15 protein-coding genes are annotated in these 14,988 nt (G+C 43.5%); 10 read left to right on the top strand and 5 right to left on the bottom strand.

Annotated features, from left to right (window positions below):
* Window positions 1-18: 18 nt before the first annotated feature.
* Together IX91_RS18105 and IX91_RS18100 are read right to left on the bottom strand one after the other, a co-directional pair.
* Complete coding sequence (locus tag IX91_RS18105) at window positions 19-3,144, bottom strand: efflux RND transporter permease subunit (RefSeq protein WP_004749430.1); 3,126 nt, start codon at window positions 3,142-3,144, stop codon at window positions 19-21.
* 9 nt (window positions 3,145-3,153) lie between these two features.
* Window positions 3,154-4,299 (bottom strand): efflux RND transporter periplasmic adaptor subunit, encoded by a 1,146-nt coding sequence (locus IX91_RS18100; RefSeq protein ID WP_004749431.1) that lies wholly within the window; start codon window positions 4,297-4,299, stop codon window positions 3,154-3,156.
* 320 nt (window positions 4,300-4,619) lie between these two features.
* Between IX91_RS18100 and IX91_RS18095 the strand changes: the two genes are divergently transcribed.
* A complete protein-coding gene (locus IX91_RS18095) occupies window positions 4,620-5,093 on the top strand; it encodes an HAD family hydrolase (RefSeq protein WP_004748622.1) in 474 nt (157 codons plus the stop codon).
* Between the two features lie 88 nt (window positions 5,094-5,181).
* Window positions 5,182-5,688 (top strand): flavodoxin family protein, encoded by a 507-nt coding sequence (locus IX91_RS18090; RefSeq protein WP_004748621.1) that lies wholly within the window; start codon window positions 5,182-5,184, stop codon window positions 5,686-5,688.
* 51 nt (window positions 5,689-5,739) lie between these two features.
* Here the strand turns inward: IX91_RS18090 and IX91_RS18085 are convergent, their stop codons facing one another.
* The 3 genes from IX91_RS18085 to IX91_RS18075 form a co-directional block, all read right to left on the bottom strand.
* Window positions 5,740-6,348: a YitT family protein gene (locus tag IX91_RS18085; protein ID WP_004748620.1), complete on the bottom strand. Its 609-nt coding sequence runs from the start codon at window positions 6,346-6,348 to the stop codon at window positions 5,740-5,742.
* A 138-nt stretch (window positions 6,349-6,486) separates the two neighbouring features.
* Window positions 6,487-7,857 (bottom strand): diguanylate cyclase domain-containing protein, encoded by a 1,371-nt coding sequence (locus IX91_RS18080; protein WP_004749432.1) that lies wholly within the window; start codon window positions 7,855-7,857, stop codon window positions 6,487-6,489.
* A 3-nt stretch (window positions 7,858-7,860) separates the two neighbouring features.
* Window positions 7,861-8,859 carry an ABC transporter substrate-binding protein gene (locus tag IX91_RS18075; RefSeq protein WP_004748106.1) on the bottom strand — a complete coding sequence of 333 codons (999 nt, stop codon included), beginning with the start codon at window positions 8,857-8,859 and terminating at the stop codon, window positions 7,861-7,863.
* Between the two features lie 411 nt (window positions 8,860-9,270).
* On the opposite strand from IX91_RS18075, the gene IX91_RS26495 reads away from it, so the two are divergent.
* The 8 genes from IX91_RS26495 to IX91_RS18040 all read left to right on the top strand — a co-directional run bounded on the left by IX91_RS26495 (window position 9,271) and on the right by IX91_RS18040 (window position 14,915).
* Complete coding sequence (locus tag IX91_RS26495) at window positions 9,271-9,414, top strand: hypothetical protein (protein ID WP_004748108.1); 144 nt, start codon at window positions 9,271-9,273, stop codon at window positions 9,412-9,414.
* Between the two features lie 35 nt (window positions 9,415-9,449).
* A complete protein-coding gene (locus IX91_RS18070; protein WP_004748110.1) occupies window positions 9,450-9,866 on the top strand; it encodes a hypothetical protein in 417 nt (138 codons plus the stop codon).
* On the top strand, window positions 9,860-10,096 hold the full coding sequence (locus IX91_RS18065) for a hypothetical protein (RefSeq protein ID WP_004748112.1): 237 nt from the start codon (window positions 9,860-9,862) through the stop codon (window positions 10,094-10,096). The genes IX91_RS18070 and IX91_RS18065 overlap by 7 nt, the downstream gene beginning before the upstream one ends.
* Before the next feature lie 34 nt (window positions 10,097-10,130).
* Window positions 10,131-10,601: a hypothetical protein gene (locus IX91_RS18060; protein ID WP_004748113.1), complete on the top strand. Its 471-nt coding sequence runs from the start codon at window positions 10,131-10,133 to the stop codon at window positions 10,599-10,601.
* Window positions 10,601-10,906, top strand: coding sequence for a hypothetical protein (locus IX91_RS18055; protein ID WP_004748115.1), 306 nt, complete (start codon window positions 10,601-10,603; stop codon window positions 10,904-10,906). The genes IX91_RS18060 and IX91_RS18055 overlap by 1 nt, the downstream gene beginning before the upstream one ends.
* A 153-nt stretch (window positions 10,907-11,059) precedes the next feature.
* Entirely contained in the window at window positions 11,060-11,674 is a 615-nt protein-coding gene (locus tag IX91_RS18050; protein WP_004748116.1) for a hypothetical protein, read from the top strand.
* 414 nt (window positions 11,675-12,088) lie between these two features.
* The gene (locus IX91_RS18045; protein WP_004748118.1) at window positions 12,089-12,922 is read left to right on the top strand and encodes a hypothetical protein; all 834 of its coding nucleotides are present in this window, start codon (window positions 12,089-12,091) and stop codon (window positions 12,920-12,922) included.
* 85 nt (window positions 12,923-13,007) lie between these two features.
* Window positions 13,008-14,915 (top strand): YadA C-terminal domain-containing protein, encoded by a 1,908-nt coding sequence (locus IX91_RS18040; protein ID WP_004748119.1) that lies wholly within the window; start codon window positions 13,008-13,010, stop codon window positions 14,913-14,915.
* Window positions 14,916-14,988 lie beyond the last annotated feature (73 nt).

The raw sequence follows: 14,988 nt of genomic DNA, 5'->3' as shown, positions 1-14,988 counted from the left end.
TTCGACCCGCTTACTATTTTAGGACAAGATTTCAGCTTGGCTTTTGTTTCGCGTTATCAGCCTCTTTAGTCTTGCAAATATCCCTTTGATGTCCTCTAACATGAGATACAAACACGGCACCAGTATCAGGGTTAGCAAGGTAGCAAACAGTACCGCAAAGCCAAGTGCCACCGCCATTGGGATAACAAACTTCGCCTGCAGACTTGTTTCAAACATTATCGGCAGTACACCAACAAAGGTAGTGATTGAAGTCAGTGTAATCGCTCGAAAACGAGCACACCCTGCTTCGATGACCGCCTCTTTAATTGCGACACCGCGCGCTCTTACTTGGTTAACGTAATCAGTCATAACCAAAGAGTCGTTAACCACAACACCTGCCGCTGCAATAAGACCGAATGTCGACATCATGCTGAGATCTAAGCCAAACCAATAGTGACCCCATATTGCGCCTGTTAGGCTAAATGGAATCACCGACATGATGATTAATGGCTGAGTGTAACTCTTTAGCGGAACGGCTAGCAGTATGTAAACAATAATCATACCTGCGATAAAGAAGATGATTTGCTCGTCTTGTTGAGCTTGCTGCTCCTCGATTGTACCGCCTAATTCGCTCTTAACGCCTGGGTAAGCAGTCAATATATCAGGGATAACCTCGGCATTGATTTGCTCGACGATTTGGTTCGGTTCAACAAGTTCTTCATCAATCGAGCCATAGACATACACACTTCGATAGCCCCCTTCACGTCGTATACTGCTGACACCAGGTTTCTGGTTAATCTCAACCACATCACCTAACATGACTTTCTTGCCTTCAGGCGTGGTGATCACTGCATAACGTAATGAAGAGAAAGCCTCACGGGTTAACTGCGGATAGCGAACCATGACTTTGATTTCTTCACCGTCGCGTAAAACTCGCTGCGCTTCGCCACCATAGAAACTTCCACCCACCTGTGTCGCAATATCAAACAGATCTAATCCTAAATCGTATGCGACTGGTGCGAGCGAAAGTAATACTTCCTGACTGCCAGAATCGATGGACGACGAGATATCAAACAAGCCCTTCTGTTGTTGCAAGTTGAGGATTAATTCACGACCCGCCGAGTTCAGACTTTCGATATCAGAACCATAGAGTAGGAAACCGAACTCATCGCCCTTTTCGTCGTCATTGACGTTATCGGACACGTTGAGCATTTTCAGCCCCGGAATACTTGGCATACGCTCACGCCAGCGCCTTGCAAGCTCGAAGGTATTAAACGGTCTGAGTTCTTCATCGACAAGCGGAATAACAAGCCGACCTTCTTTTCTTCCCTGGCTGAACGTAAGAATGTCACGAATCATCTTCTGACCCGTTTCTTGCTCTATCTCTTGATCAATAGTTAAAACTGTCGATTCAATGAGCTTCAGCGCCTCTATGGTTTGCTCACTGGAAACATTGTCATTCATGACCAACTTAATGCTTGGAAAGTCATGAGGCACTTTCGGTGATGGTACGATTCTGACGTAACTTGCCATGACCATAGCGACGGTGATCGCTAACACGCCAACAAAGGTGGCAAACACACTCCATCGCCAGTGGGTACACCACTTTACAAACCTTTTGTAAGGTCCATTGATAAAACCAAAAAAGCGCGTGTTGAATCTATCTCGCCAACTGCCTTTTTTGATTGGCTTAAACTTAGAGTGTGCCAAGTGCGAGGGCAAAATCAGCTTAGACTCTATCAAACTAAAGAACAGACAAAGAATCACAATCGACGCGATACCAAAGAAGAACGCACTCTCTATGCCTTTTGACATTAAAAATGGCGCAAACACGGCCATAGTGGTAAGCACACCAAACGTTGCTGGCATCGCGACACGTTTTACGCCACGAACAACGTTTTCTACACCGCCGCCACTTTTTTCAATTTCGCTGTAGGCGCTCTCCCCTATGACGATGGCATCATCAACAACGATACCGAGCACCATGATAAATGCGAATAAAGAAATGATGTTAATACTCACGCCAATGGCAGGCATCATCATCACCGCGCCCAAGAAACACACCGGAAGCCCTATCATCACCCACATGGCAAGCTTAACGCGCAAGAAAATACTTAGCATGAGTGCAACCAAGACTGCACCTTGCAATAGGTTCTTGAGCATCATATCGAGGCGAGCGTTAAGGTAATAGGTCATATCGACCAGTGTTTTGATTTTTAAGTCAGACGGCAAAGTTTGGTTTTTCTGCTCGATGTAAGCTTTGACGGACTCAGCAACGGTCACCATATTTTGGTCTTTGGTTGCTTTAACCGAGAGATACATTGCGTTTTGGCCTGAGTAACGGAAGTATCGATCATCTTCCGTAAATCCATCTTTGATCGTTGCGATATCTTGCAACAACACTTTACCGCCATTTGCGCCAATCTTGACTGGAATGGCTCTGAACTCCTCGCCTTTGTAATATTGGTTCTCTATTCGAACCGAGATCATTCCGGCATTGGTTCTCACTTCACCAGCAGAGTAGTTCGCTGAGTAACGCTTGATTGCATTGCTGACATCATTGAGTGTCAGGCTATACTTTTGTAGAACTCTAGGCTCTATTTCAACAGCAATTTCATATTCCGGTGCACCGAGCTCTACCAGAGCAACGTTATTCAGCTGAAGAAGCTCATCTTCTATTTGTTTGGCGATAGGCTTAAGTTCAAGCAGGGTTCTATCACCAACTAACGCCATCTCAATAACATCTTGTCGCCATTCATATTGGTAAACTTGAATCGGCTCCATTGCGTCTGGGAAATTAGAGGTCGAATCGACCTTCTGTTTCACTTTATCAAGCACAGCATCAATATCTTCATCGACACCGATTTCTAGCTCAATGTTGCCACTGCCTCGATAAGCGCTAGACACGGCTTTTTTAATGCCCGTAACATCTTTGAGCGACTCTTCTAACTTGATCAGGATGCTTTCTTCAATCTCTTGCGGTGAAGCCCCCGGATATTGAGCACTGACATTGATGTAGTTCACTTCAATATTTGGGAACATCTGACGCTGGATAAAGAAGAAGCTGACCGTACCAATGATCAATATAAAGGCCATGAGCAAGTTTGCCGCGACAGAGTTATTGGCAAAATAGGCGATCAAACCTTTCTGTTTGTTCTCTTCCATGACTCGCCTCTACCTATCCGATGAACTGTCTTGAACCGCGACTTCGACTTGCAGCCCTTTTTGCGGGTACTCAGGCACAGTCAATACGATTTGGTCATCATCACTTAAGCCTTGATTGATCAGCATGAACTCTTTTTCTGCCCGCAAGACGTTGACTACGCGTGGCTCAAGTTGATTCTGTTCATTCACAACCCATACCTGTTGATTGTTGACCAGCTCCTGAGGAAGGCGATAGATATGCTTTAACTCTTTACCAGCAAATTGAACCTCAACATAAGAACCAAACTTCATTGGTGCTTGTTCACTATCAATCGCATAAGGGTTATCGACCCTGACGACCATGTTAATCATTCGAGTGCTGCTATCCACCACGCCTAAATCGCGGTCAATCTTGCCTTCACGGCGAATGTTATTGATACCTCTCTGGATGATTTGAGCTGGGATACCTGCGTAATCTCGTGGTAAGAACGCACTGTCGAACCCTGCGATAGGAATGTGAATTTCTCCTGCTTCCACATTATTAAGCGTCGCAACGTGAGCACCCGCTGAGATGAATTGCCCCACACCAATATCTTTCGCCACTACTAACGCATCATAGGGAGCGACCACCTTACAGTTTTCCAGATCGCGATTTGCGCGTTTAAGCGCTGCTAAGGCTGACTTCACTTGCGCATCGGCACTAAGGAGCTGTGGTTTACGCAAATACAGGTCTGTGACCTGTTTCTGCGGTAGATTTTTAGCTTGACGCTTTGCTACTTCAGCCTTTGCTTTCTCCTCGATTAACGCCGCTCTAGCACTCGCTAATTGCGCCTCGGCTTGAAGCACTGCTGCTTGATAGTTATCACTCTCAATACGAAACAGGACTTCACCACGCTTAACAATTCCACCGACAACAAAATTAGGGTGCCAGCTAACCACTTCACCGGACACTTGAGCAGAAAGCTGCGTAACTTCAACGGGTTGAAGCTCTCCGTGGCTAGTAATCACTACTTTGTGATCGCTCGACGCAACCTTCGAGACTTTCACGGTTGGAGGTGCCTTGGCGGGCTTACTTTCTAAAGATTCAGGCGCACTAGAGGCTATTGTTGAATAACCAGCATAAGCACCACCTAAGATGATAAAAGGTAGCAACCAACGTAACGGCTTAGTCGTCATTAGAAATCCTTGTTTTCTATTATCGTTATTTATACGTGCGGATAGTGCTTCGACACCAATTAATTCGAAACTATCCAGCTAGCCTACAAATTTTATAAAAACAGATGATACCTAACTTAAATTCTCATTCATTTTTATAATGCCACCTGTATGAGCAAATCAAATGCCAACATGGATGTCATTATAAAACAATCACTTAAGTAGATAGCATTCGAACAAGTATTATTCACATGGTAAATATAAGCAATTATTGGTGAAATTTACCTTAGTAAGGTTAGAATGAATTTTGATAAACCAATTAACCTAATAGGAGGCTTAGGATGAGCCATGTCTACCTGTTCGATTGGGGGGACACCCTCATGGTCGACTTCGCTGAACAAAAGGGAAAAATGTATCTTTGGCCTCAAGTCGAAGCCGTTGAAGAAGCCGAAGAAACACTTAAAGCGCTGAGTAAAAACCACACCATCTACGTTGCAACCAGTGCGCAAGAATCTACCGAGTCTGAAATTCAGCAAGCGTTTGAGCGCGTCGGGTTAGACCCGTATATCAATGGCTATTTCTGTAAAGCGAACTTAGCTCTTGAGAAAAACAGCCCTGAGTTTTACCAAGCAATACTCGAATCTCTCGGAGACAGTGCTTCACAAGTCACTATGGTTGGAGACAACTTAGATAAGGACATTTACCCAGCGCTTGAAGCAGGTTTGCAGGCGATTTACTACAACCCTCAACGCACTCAAGTGCCAGAAGGCATTAACAGTGTTCCACGTCTATCAAAATTGTTAGCAGTTAATTAGTAATAAGTCATAATCGCTTTACCTCAACTATGGTTGAGGTTTTATAGTCCTTTCATCGAATCTCGATGACATTGAAAAGGATTTATAAATGAAGACATTAGTACTCTTCTCTAGTGCGAACAAACAAGGTAATACCGCCAAGACAATTGAACACATAGCAGCAGATCATACTGTCGAGGTTGTCGATATTGACTCGCTCACTATCACCCCCTATCGATATGAGAACCGCTATCCAGCCGATGATTTTTATCCGCTTGTTGAAAAGATGCTTGCATCAGACAATATTGTGTTTGCGTCACCCATCTACTGGTACTCAGTAACTGCCCCTATGAAGGCGCTGATTGATAGAATGACCGAGCTGTTAGATGTTGCAGAGCTAAAACCTAAAGCGAGAGCATTAGAATCTAAGCGTGGTTTTGTACTCACCAGTTCAGGTAAACAGGAGATATGCCCGACTTTTCACAGCTTCTTTGAAGGACTCTTTCGCTACTTTAATATTGAATACGCAGCAACGCTACACGCAGCCTGCAATAGCGGGTACTCAATAGATTCCAAAGAGGTTTCTCTGTTTAATCAAGCGTTGAACAATAGGTAGAAAATAAAAAGGCTTAGCAAGTTGCTAAGCCTATTTCGTTGATTGGCAACTTTAAACCGTGGTTGCCTGAGGTTGATACCGCCCTGGCTTGTGGTTCATTGCCAATATCAAGTTGGTTGCAATTGCTCCCACCACTGAGAGTAGAATCAATGAGATATCGACAATAAACAGCGACATCACAACAATGGAACAGTCGAGCGCCATCTGTACTTTTCCGGCACGAATTCCAAATCGCTCTTGTAAGAACAGCGCAAGAATATTGAAACCACCGAGACTCATTTTATGGCGGAATATGACTAGCATGCCTATGCCTATCATGCCACCACCGAGTAAGGCGGCATAAAACGGGTCAATACGTGCAATTTCAATCACATGATGCAAATGGTCAACCGCGAATGAAACTATCGTTACTGCAATAAAAGTATTGAGTGTAAAGCGCCAGCCCATGCGAGTGATTGAGAGGAGATAAAACGGTAAGTTTAGTGCGAAGAACACCTGACCAAAGCTAAAGTCACTAACTTTAGTTAAAAAGATCGCTAAACCAGCTGTACCACCAGTTAACAAACCGACTTTATTGAAAAAGATAACACCCAAAGATACTAAGGCACTACCGAGAATCAAGGCGAGTAAGTTCTCGCGCATGCTATGTTCTTTATCCATTCTTAGACTTCCTATCCCTTTACGATTCACAAAAGAGGCGTGAATCAAACCTGCATAAAATGTCGATTATTGATAAAGAAGTCTAGAATTAGTGACAATTCACATATTTTGAAGGTGTTAACCCTATTTTACACTGAGCTATTGTTTGTTACTTTGCGCAAATAGCTTTACGACGTTTTGCGTCTTTTGTGAATCCGATTTTTCTTCTTGCTCAGCCTGCACTTGATCCTTACATTCTTTCTGAACATACATGGCTTTATCGGCAATACAGATTAGCTCATCTTTGGTTGTCCCCTGCTCTGGGAAACAGGCAATCCCGATGCTCGAACCCACACTCAATGAATGCCCAGCAAAAACGATCGGCGATTTAATCACTTCCCCTATTTGAGCGATTTTCCCAGGAACACCTTCCAGATCTTTCAGCAAATCGAGGCAAACCACAAACTCATCGCCCCCCAATCTTCCTACTATGTCAGACTCGCGAACGCAATCTGACAGGCGCTCAGCAATTTTCACTAACACATAATCACCTGCATCGTGACCGTAATTGTCATTGACGTTTTTAAAGTCATCTAAGTCGATAAACAATAACGCGAATTTATGTCCGGTTCGCTTGGCCCTAACAATCGACTGTTCTAGTTGTTTATCGAAGGCTCTTCTATTCATTAAATTCGTGAGTGGATCATGTTCTGATAAAAACAGCAGTTGTTCTTGCTTATGCTTGAGCTGTTTGGTTTGTCGAATGATCTCTTCTTCGAGCTCTTGCTTGGTCACTGTCGAGTGACACAAAGAGACCGTCATCTGGTTAAAGAAATTCGCGATCACACGAAACTCACTGTCCATCTTGACCGCTTCAACTTTGGTATCTAATCGACCTTGCGCTAGATTCAGAATCGCTGCTTTCATCGCTTCAGCCCCTGATTTAAAGCGGAACAGGATTAACCATGCTGTGACACTCACCAAAATCGAACATAGAATCAGCCACGCCGCCGCAGTCGACATGACGTTTTCTAGCGAAGAAGCATTTCTCTTAACTACTAATCGATGAACGTATGCCAATTCCTCCGTCATGTTTTGCACAATCATGTTGTAGCGAGAGTGAAGAAGGTTCCTCGCATTTAGAATAGAAGCAGCATCATCTGCATTGCTCTGAGCTCCAACAAAGTAAAGCTGCTTCTCTCTAATCAAAAGTGTATGCAAGCTGTGGTTCATCCGCTGAAGATTGTCGAGTTGGATATTACTCCCTTTGTAGGCGGTGAGTTTGGTTGAAAGCTCCGCTTGCGCGACTTCTACTTGGTTAAGACTAGAACCATCACCGAACTGCTTAAACACCCACAATTGGCTTCTTAGCAAATCGACACATAGCTGTAAGTCGATGATTTGATCTAGCTCGACCTTGGTGACCTTTTGCTGTTCATTAATCTTGAAGAAAGAGACCACAATAAACAAAGTTAGAATCATGGTGGTTGTCGATAAGATGAACATCTTCTTAAACAGTGAATCCAACATCGCTTAATCCCTCAACGCCACGGCTTGTTGGTATGGATAGGAATATAAAATTTGACGAAAGTCAGGCGGTGTATCCTCAACAAAGCCATTTTCAATTGCCCAGCGAGACTGAAGCTGAAGGTTAGAAAGTAGCGAGTTACCCAAAGATAAACGAAACAAATAATCATCCCAAGACCATTCGATTTGATTAAGCGGTATATCTAATCTTTGTGAAATGATACTTAGCGCTTTGTCAGGGTTGGAGTTAATCCACTCGTTAGCCATATCAAGTGCTCGCAGTAATCGAACTGGCTCATCTCCAACGAATTCGAGATATGGGGACCGTGTAATAAGGTTAAAGGAAAGCTGATACACACCTTTTGTACCTAAGTTAGAAACTTCAGATACGGACAATAAATTGGCTTCAAACCCCATCGGCTCCCACGCGGATATTGCTTCAACACGGTAAGAAAGAAGCGCAGGTACAAGCTCATGAGGCTGTAGGTAGATTTTTTCTACTTCGATCTCCTGAGCACTATTGCTGATAAGTACAGAATCAAAGTAAAACTCACTGGCGGTGCCTTTTACAATTCCTACCCGCTTACCATCTAAGTCTGCAACGCTCCGTATATTAACGGGGGTAAGCGTCAGAAGTTTGAGGTCGTTGTCAGATTCAACAAAACTCGCAAGCAGAGTAAGATCGTCTCGTTCAAAACTTTGAAACATCACGACCGATTCCGAAGCGATGGCATAATCAACACTTTGATCCAGCATCAGTTGAGTACAAGCCGCTCCACTAGAGCAAGGGAAGAGTGTGGCATCAAGCCCAAAATGCTTGAACAAGCCAAGCTGCTCAGCGATGAGAAATGGCGAAGAGGAAGGTGTTAAAGACACCCCAATTTTGATGTGAGAAGACGAGGTCTTTTTATCTACCTTCATCCCAATAATTACGCCCGCAACCACAGTGCATAGCACTAACACAGATACACCAAGCGCCAATTTTTTACTTTTGAAAACCGGCATTCTAGATACACCCAGCCCTTATAAGAAACCTAGCACATATAAATCTAGACTATGATTGTCAAAAATGGCACTGAAAGCTCATATTCACCTAAATATCAGCAATATTCCCTACCAAAACTTGCTATAGATCACGATTGCTTGAGACTACCACCGATGAAACCACACACCTTTCACAGTTTAAGTGCTGAGGTTAGCTTACTTCTTCCATCATCAATTTGAGTAATTCATACGATAATGATTCACCATTTGTAATGAAATACCATCAAAATATTCCATATATGATTGCAATTGACATTAGCCTGACATAACAACCCAATCATGAAACTACAATGCAATCACAAGTTGAGTATTGAAACACAATCACTCCAAATTTACCGAACTGATGAATATGATGCGTAGGAGTATACAAGTATGAAAATCATCACTCTTGCCGTTCTAGCCCTATTTAACGCAGCACCTACCTCAAATGTAGTGGGCCAGGTTGGAGATAAATACACTTCACCATTCACTGAGACGGTTTCCTTATCGAGTGCACCACGCGGTATTCAAGGCTAAGTCGTTGACTAAGTAAACTAAGCGTGGGAACAACAATGAAACAGCTAGTTAAGTCGGTGTTTACGTTTAAAAATGCGACCTTAAATCGTCGACAATACCTTGGCCTAATGGCACTTAACCTCGTGGTTTGCCAATTAATTGTATTAGCCACTGTAAACTTTGTTACTCCAAGATCTCATATGGCAGCATTTACTTTGCTCTTGGTTCCTTACAGCACGTGCATGATTGCTAGCTTTGCGATCGTCAGTGCAAGGTTAAAGGCCGCATTTAAAATTGGCACCGCTTCAAGCCTTGCTATTCAAGGCACAGTGTTAGTTGGCAGCGCCATACATGCCGTATTTGGTGTTGTCTCTTTGTTGCTCGGCTTAGCGTTGCTATTTATGCCGACTAAATCAATTTCACTTCAAACGAATGAAGTGACCAAAACAAATAAACCACAAGAGGCATGCTAGCCGTGACCCACCTTGATGCCCACCGTTTAAAAACGGTTCGTGCTAAAGCAGAAAGGTTTTCTGGTATTTGGGGAATCCCCTTAACGATCCAACAAGGAAAGAACGGATTAAAGCTAGTCGATGGATCTTTACGTGATTTATCTGGTGGCGAAATTGATGTCGTCGCTATGGATAAGTTGCTAGAAGGCATAGCTACAGGTGTGCGCTTATATCTTGATAGTAAAAGATAGTGTATTTGCTAAATATTGTTCGTCGAGGTGAAAAATGATCAGTTCAATTGTTCAATCTCTATTTCCTTCAATTTGGCTCAACCACGTGCTCGGTAGATACAATGCAAAGCTGCTTGATCGTCACTTTGGCAATGACAAGAAGCATCACCGTATCGCTCACAGCCTCAATTTTGCTAAAGCGATAAAAGCTATGGTTGACTCGCACAACACACGAGCGAAGGCGGTTAAGTTTTCGCCTCTACAAACTCAAGGTGCTAGCGAGAATGAAAAGATACTCCTTAGCCATGCTTTAATTGGAAATAGACTGATTACTCATGGTACAGAAGATGAACAGCTAAAAGGTTATCGCTTTCTCAACATCACTATGGGTCTGATAAACAAAAAAGTTGAGGAAAACCTCAGCGACGGCTTGTTACTGCCTGACATCATTCGTTTGATCAGCGACTCGCTTAGCGTATTCAACAGCACCTGCATCGGCAAAGCTATCGCGGCGGAGAATCGATAATGAACGTATTTTCTACTGCACTAACTGGTGCAATCGTCGGATGCTTTGTTTTTTCAGTTAGCACTTCATACCTTAGCTCCTGTGCAGACTATTACCACGAGGTAAACCAGTCTATCAGCAAAAGTTATGGCGAATGTCATTCCATTAGCCAAGCCTGTTTAGAGGCGTCAGCCGAAACTGGTGACCATACCAGTTGCTTGCTCACTTCTGGCTGGCAACAGGCGAACGAGCGCTATCTATTTCAACAGCGTAAGTCTGACAAAATGAAATATCAAATAGGCCGAGTGGTTGAGCTTGTCCTTTAAGCTAGGCAGCAAGCTCTCAACATAAACTGCTCATAACTATCAGAATTTAATCCATATTTGCGTCTCTAAGGTTTCATTTATGCCTTATCGATGCAAAACACGACATTTAAGGTCGCTCCACGTCCTTTAATACGAAATAAATAGGAATCGAAAATGAAAACTACTGTTAAGTCTTTGCTTGTTGCTATTGTCGCTGCTTCTACTCTAGGCGGCTGCTCTATTTACAACGATGTACAAGGTGCCCGTCAATTAGTGACTTACGATGTGACTTCAAACGACTCTATCTACAACGCACCTGACGGTAACCAGTACACGGTCGCAAAACACCGTTTTAGCGATGGAAAGGTTCTGACCTGTTACAACGACTCAGGCATTTTCGGCTCTAAAGAAGAAGCACCACTTCGCGCAGCAACTAACGATTGGTTAGCTGAAAACCAGCCAGGCAAAATCGCGGGTGAGTCAAACAAGCTTGCAGGAATCGTTGACGCGAAGATCTGTTACGAATTCGTTATCGCTGAACCTCAACCGATTGGCGCTTACTTAGATGAAGAGACTGGCGAAGTGGTTATTGTAGGTGAACAAGAAACTGCGCCTGCAGAGGATGAGCAACTTCAACCAATCGGCGCATACCTAGATGAAGAGACTGGTGATGTTGTTGTGGTGGGTGAACATGATACAGCTCAAGCAAGTGACGAAGACCTACAGCCAATTGGCGCCTACCTTGACGAAGAAACCGGTGATGTTGTCGTCGTTGGTGAAAGTCAATAAACCAATATCGCTCACGTTTACAACAACTCAATTCTACCTCCTCCGATATATTTGTTCCTAGCCCTAGAGTGCATCGCTCTAGGGCTTTTGCATTTAACGAACTTTAAAACTCTGGCCATACACCATACAGAGTTGTTATCTGATCATTCTTGCTAATTAAAATCGCTGTTCGGTGTCACACCCACCCGAGAGATCACTTTTGAAACCAAAGTTTATACAATGTCAGCAGAGTGTCATAATTAATCTTTTTCAAACAAATTAACTTCATTTGTGGATTTTGCGGGTTCACAAACGGACTTGAACACTGTATTATTCTTTGCGAGCTCAAGAATGAAACAGGAGGAAGCGGAATTCCCCAAACATGAGCCACCCAAGGAAGGTTTTTTCATTATCAAATTTATAGTAGGTATAAACATGAAAAAACTAGCAGTCGCAACAGCAGTTCTAGCAGCACTAACTTCTTTCTCAAGCGCAGCTTTCGATCTAGAAGCTTCGCATGGCGACAACAAAGAAACGACTATTAAGTTCCACGACCAAATCATTGGTGGACTAGCAGGCGGTATCGAATTTGTTGGTGCAGAAAACCTAAAACGCCACAAAGAGACAACATTCTCGTTGGACTACAAGGTTGAGATGGGTAACGCATTCATCATGCCATCTTTCGACTTAACCGTACCGTCAGGTTACTCAAAAGAGTACAAGTACATCGCTAACCCAGCAGTCGATGGTGTAAACGGTGAAGCAACCTACAAAGACAGCAACATTGCCAAATTTGGCATCAAAGGCGGTTACGCATTCGATAACGGCCTATACACAGCAGCGCGTTACCGCTACGAAATTTCAGATGGTAAGGGTGAGTTCTCGGCAACTCAGGGTTTAAATTCAGCCACTGGAAACGGTAGTCATAAATCTAAAGTTCACCGTGTTGACTTAACGGTTGGCTACAACGTAGCAGACACGGTTGACCTTTCAGCGAACTACATCGTTAAGCGCGCTGACATTGATGGTCATTTAAAGGTTGAGCCTTTTGGAACAGCAAACGGTGATGCATCGGCTAAATCTCAAGAGCTTGAGTTAAAAGCAGTACTTACCTCATTTGGTGATCTAAAACCATACGCTCAGTACACCTACAAAGGCAAAACGCATCTGAAAGGTAGCGGTTCACGCGACGACGGTATGCCGTTATCAGTAAACGAAAAATACAAGAACGACAACGTATTCAAAATCGGCGTTCAGTACAGCTTCTAATCTCATTTATGAATTTTAGCGTGGGGAGATAACCCTCCCCCACCTAAAAAATAAAACACTAATACAAATATTTATTGGAAATATAATGAAAAAGACAATCGTAGCTTTAAGCGTTGCTTCTTTGTTCTCTGCTGGCGTAGCTGCAGAAACAATGTCAAACAAAGATAAAATCATTGAAGCTCAAATCAATCATCTTTCTAAACGTGCTCATGACGCAGATATTCGTATGAACAACGCTGAATTCCACGCGAAGAATGTTGTTAAAGATTTCAACGATCGAGCAACTATGGCAGAGCAAGAGTTTGCTAACGTCCGTAAAGAAGGCGAAGAAGCTATGAATGTCGCTTCTTCTCAAATTAACCACCTATCTAAACGTGTACACGATGCTGATATTCGTATGAACAACGCTGAATTCCACGCTAAGAGAACTGTAGAGGATATTTACTCGAAAGGTGAAACAGCCTACAACAAACTTCGTGCTGAAGGTGGCCGTGAAGTTACTAAAGTTGAATCTGCAATTTCTGGTGTAGATAAAGGTCTGCGTTTGGATGGTCAAGCAGCCTACAACAAACTTCGCGCTGAAGGTGGCCGTGAAGTCGCTAAAGTTGAATCCGCTATCTCTGGTGTAGATAAAGGTCTGCGTATGGATGGACAAGCAGCCTACAACAAACTTCGTGCTGAAGGTGGTCGTGAAGTTGCTAAAGTTGAATCTGCGATTTCTGGTGTAGATAAAGGCCTGCGTATAGATGGTCAAGCAGCCTACAATAAACTTCGCGCTGAAGGCGGTCGTGAAGTAGCGAAACTAGAATCTGTCGCTGACGGTCTTAACCGTAAAATGGATCTGATGGAGAAAGATGGCACTAAATACGTTCAAGAAAAAGCAGATGCTGCAGTTGCAAAATCATCTGCAGCTCTGCGTAAGGATGGCGAAAAGGCTCTCAATGTCGCCACCTCTCAAATCAATCACCTTTCAAAACGTGCCCATGATGCTGATATCCGCATGAACAATGCTGAATTCCATGCGAAGCAAGCAGTTGAAAGCATCAACACTGACGTGAGTTACAACCGCTCCCAAGCAGAATTGGCTCATCGCAGAGTTTCTGTCCTTGATGAGAATGTACAATACAACCGCTCTCAAGCAGATCTAGCTCACCGCCGTGTAACAGCTGTCGAAGTGAACGGTGAAAAAGCAGTTAACCTTGCAAAAGATGAATTTGCGAAAGTCCGCAAAGAGATTGCAGAGTCAAGAAACAACGACACATTTGATATCAAAGTTGATGAAGAAGCAGAACGCAGAGCAACCGAAGCTGTAAACACAATGTACAAAGATGGTGAGCAGGCAATCAGAGACGCTGGTTCTAAGGTTTACCACGATGCAGAAGAGTTTGCGAGCCAAGCTGAAGCGCACGCTTCTCAAGCGGTCGAAGCTATGGATGCGAAAATTGCAGCACTACAAGCTCAGATTGATGATTTGAAGCAAAATGGTGGTGGTAATGGTGGTCCAAACACTAACGACATCGATGATACTCACCTAGATATTGAAGACAATAAAAAGAAGATCGACGAAATCTACGCAATTGGTAAAGACATTGAAGACTACCTTGACAAGCATGGCGATAAAGCCGTTACTGAGGCTGGTCGTCAAATTGCAGCTCAAAATACTGCGATTGAAGACAATACAAAGCGTATCGATGGCCTAGAAGCTGATATGAAAAACATGGGTAACAAGATGCTCGTTCTTGAAGACCGTATGGATGGCGTTGTAGCGTCTTCTCACGCAATTACAAACGCAAGACCAGTACTCTCTCAGGCCGGACAATATGGTGTTGGTGTTGGTATGGGCGCCGCAGGTCAAAAGAAGGCTATCGCAATTGGTGGCGCTATGCAATTCACTGAAAACTGGTCTGGCTCTATGAGTGTCAACTATGAAACAAAAGGTAAGGTTTCTAAAGATCAGTTCTCAGCTGGTGTTGGTGCACAATACGTATTCTAAGAGCAACTGCTAAAGTGCCACGGATGGCACTTCTTTTCCTAAACAAAGGGCCTAGTGGCCTTTTTTGTTATCT

The organism is Vibrio tubiashii ATCC 19109 (assembly GCF_000772105.1).
Lineage (GTDB): Bacteria > Pseudomonadota > Gammaproteobacteria > Enterobacterales > Vibrionaceae > Vibrio > Vibrio tubiashii.
Note: the sequence above shows the minus strand (reverse complement) of the source record. Positions and strands in the feature narration are given on the sequence as shown.

What these genes read in the sequence shown, in the direction of transcription:
- IX91_RS18105 (WP_004749430.1), bottom strand. Translation starts at nt 3,144, where the DNA reads ATGGAAGAGAACAAACAGAAAGGTTTGATCGCCTATTTTGCCAATAAC.
- IX91_RS18100 (WP_004749431.1), bottom strand. Translation starts at nt 4,299, where the DNA reads ATGACGACTAAGCCGTTACGTTGGTTGCTACCTTTTATCATCTTAGGT.
- IX91_RS18095 (WP_004748622.1), top strand. Translation starts at nt 4,620, where the DNA reads ATGAGCCATGTCTACCTGTTCGATTGGGGGGACACCCTCATGGTCGAC.
- IX91_RS18090 (WP_004748621.1), top strand. Translation starts at nt 5,182, where the DNA reads ATGAAGACATTAGTACTCTTCTCTAGTGCGAACAAACAAGGTAATACC.
- IX91_RS18085 (WP_004748620.1), bottom strand. Translation starts at nt 6,348, where the DNA reads ATGGATAAAGAACATAGCATGCGCGAGAACTTACTCGCCTTGATTCTC.
- IX91_RS18080 (WP_004749432.1), bottom strand. Translation starts at nt 7,857, where the DNA reads ATGTTGGATTCACTGTTTAAGAAGATGTTCATCTTATCGACAACCACC.
- IX91_RS18075 (WP_004748106.1), bottom strand. Translation starts at nt 8,859, where the DNA reads ATGCCGGTTTTCAAAAGTAAAAAATTGGCGCTTGGTGTATCTGTGTTA.
- IX91_RS26495 (WP_004748108.1), top strand. Translation starts at nt 9,271, where the DNA reads ATGAAAATCATCACTCTTGCCGTTCTAGCCCTATTTAACGCAGCACCT.
- IX91_RS18070 (WP_004748110.1), top strand. Translation starts at nt 9,450, where the DNA reads ATGAAACAGCTAGTTAAGTCGGTGTTTACGTTTAAAAATGCGACCTTA.
- IX91_RS18065 (WP_004748112.1), top strand. Translation starts at nt 9,860, where the DNA reads ATGCTAGCCGTGACCCACCTTGATGCCCACCGTTTAAAAACGGTTCGT.
- IX91_RS18060 (WP_004748113.1), top strand. Translation starts at nt 10,131, where the DNA reads ATGATCAGTTCAATTGTTCAATCTCTATTTCCTTCAATTTGGCTCAAC.
- IX91_RS18055 (WP_004748115.1), top strand. Translation starts at nt 10,601, where the DNA reads ATGAACGTATTTTCTACTGCACTAACTGGTGCAATCGTCGGATGCTTT.
- IX91_RS18050 (WP_004748116.1), top strand. Translation starts at nt 11,060, where the DNA reads ATGAAAACTACTGTTAAGTCTTTGCTTGTTGCTATTGTCGCTGCTTCT.
- IX91_RS18045 (WP_004748118.1), top strand. Translation starts at nt 12,089, where the DNA reads ATGAAAAAACTAGCAGTCGCAACAGCAGTTCTAGCAGCACTAACTTCT.
- IX91_RS18040 (WP_004748119.1), top strand. Translation starts at nt 13,008, where the DNA reads ATGAAAAAGACAATCGTAGCTTTAAGCGTTGCTTCTTTGTTCTCTGCT.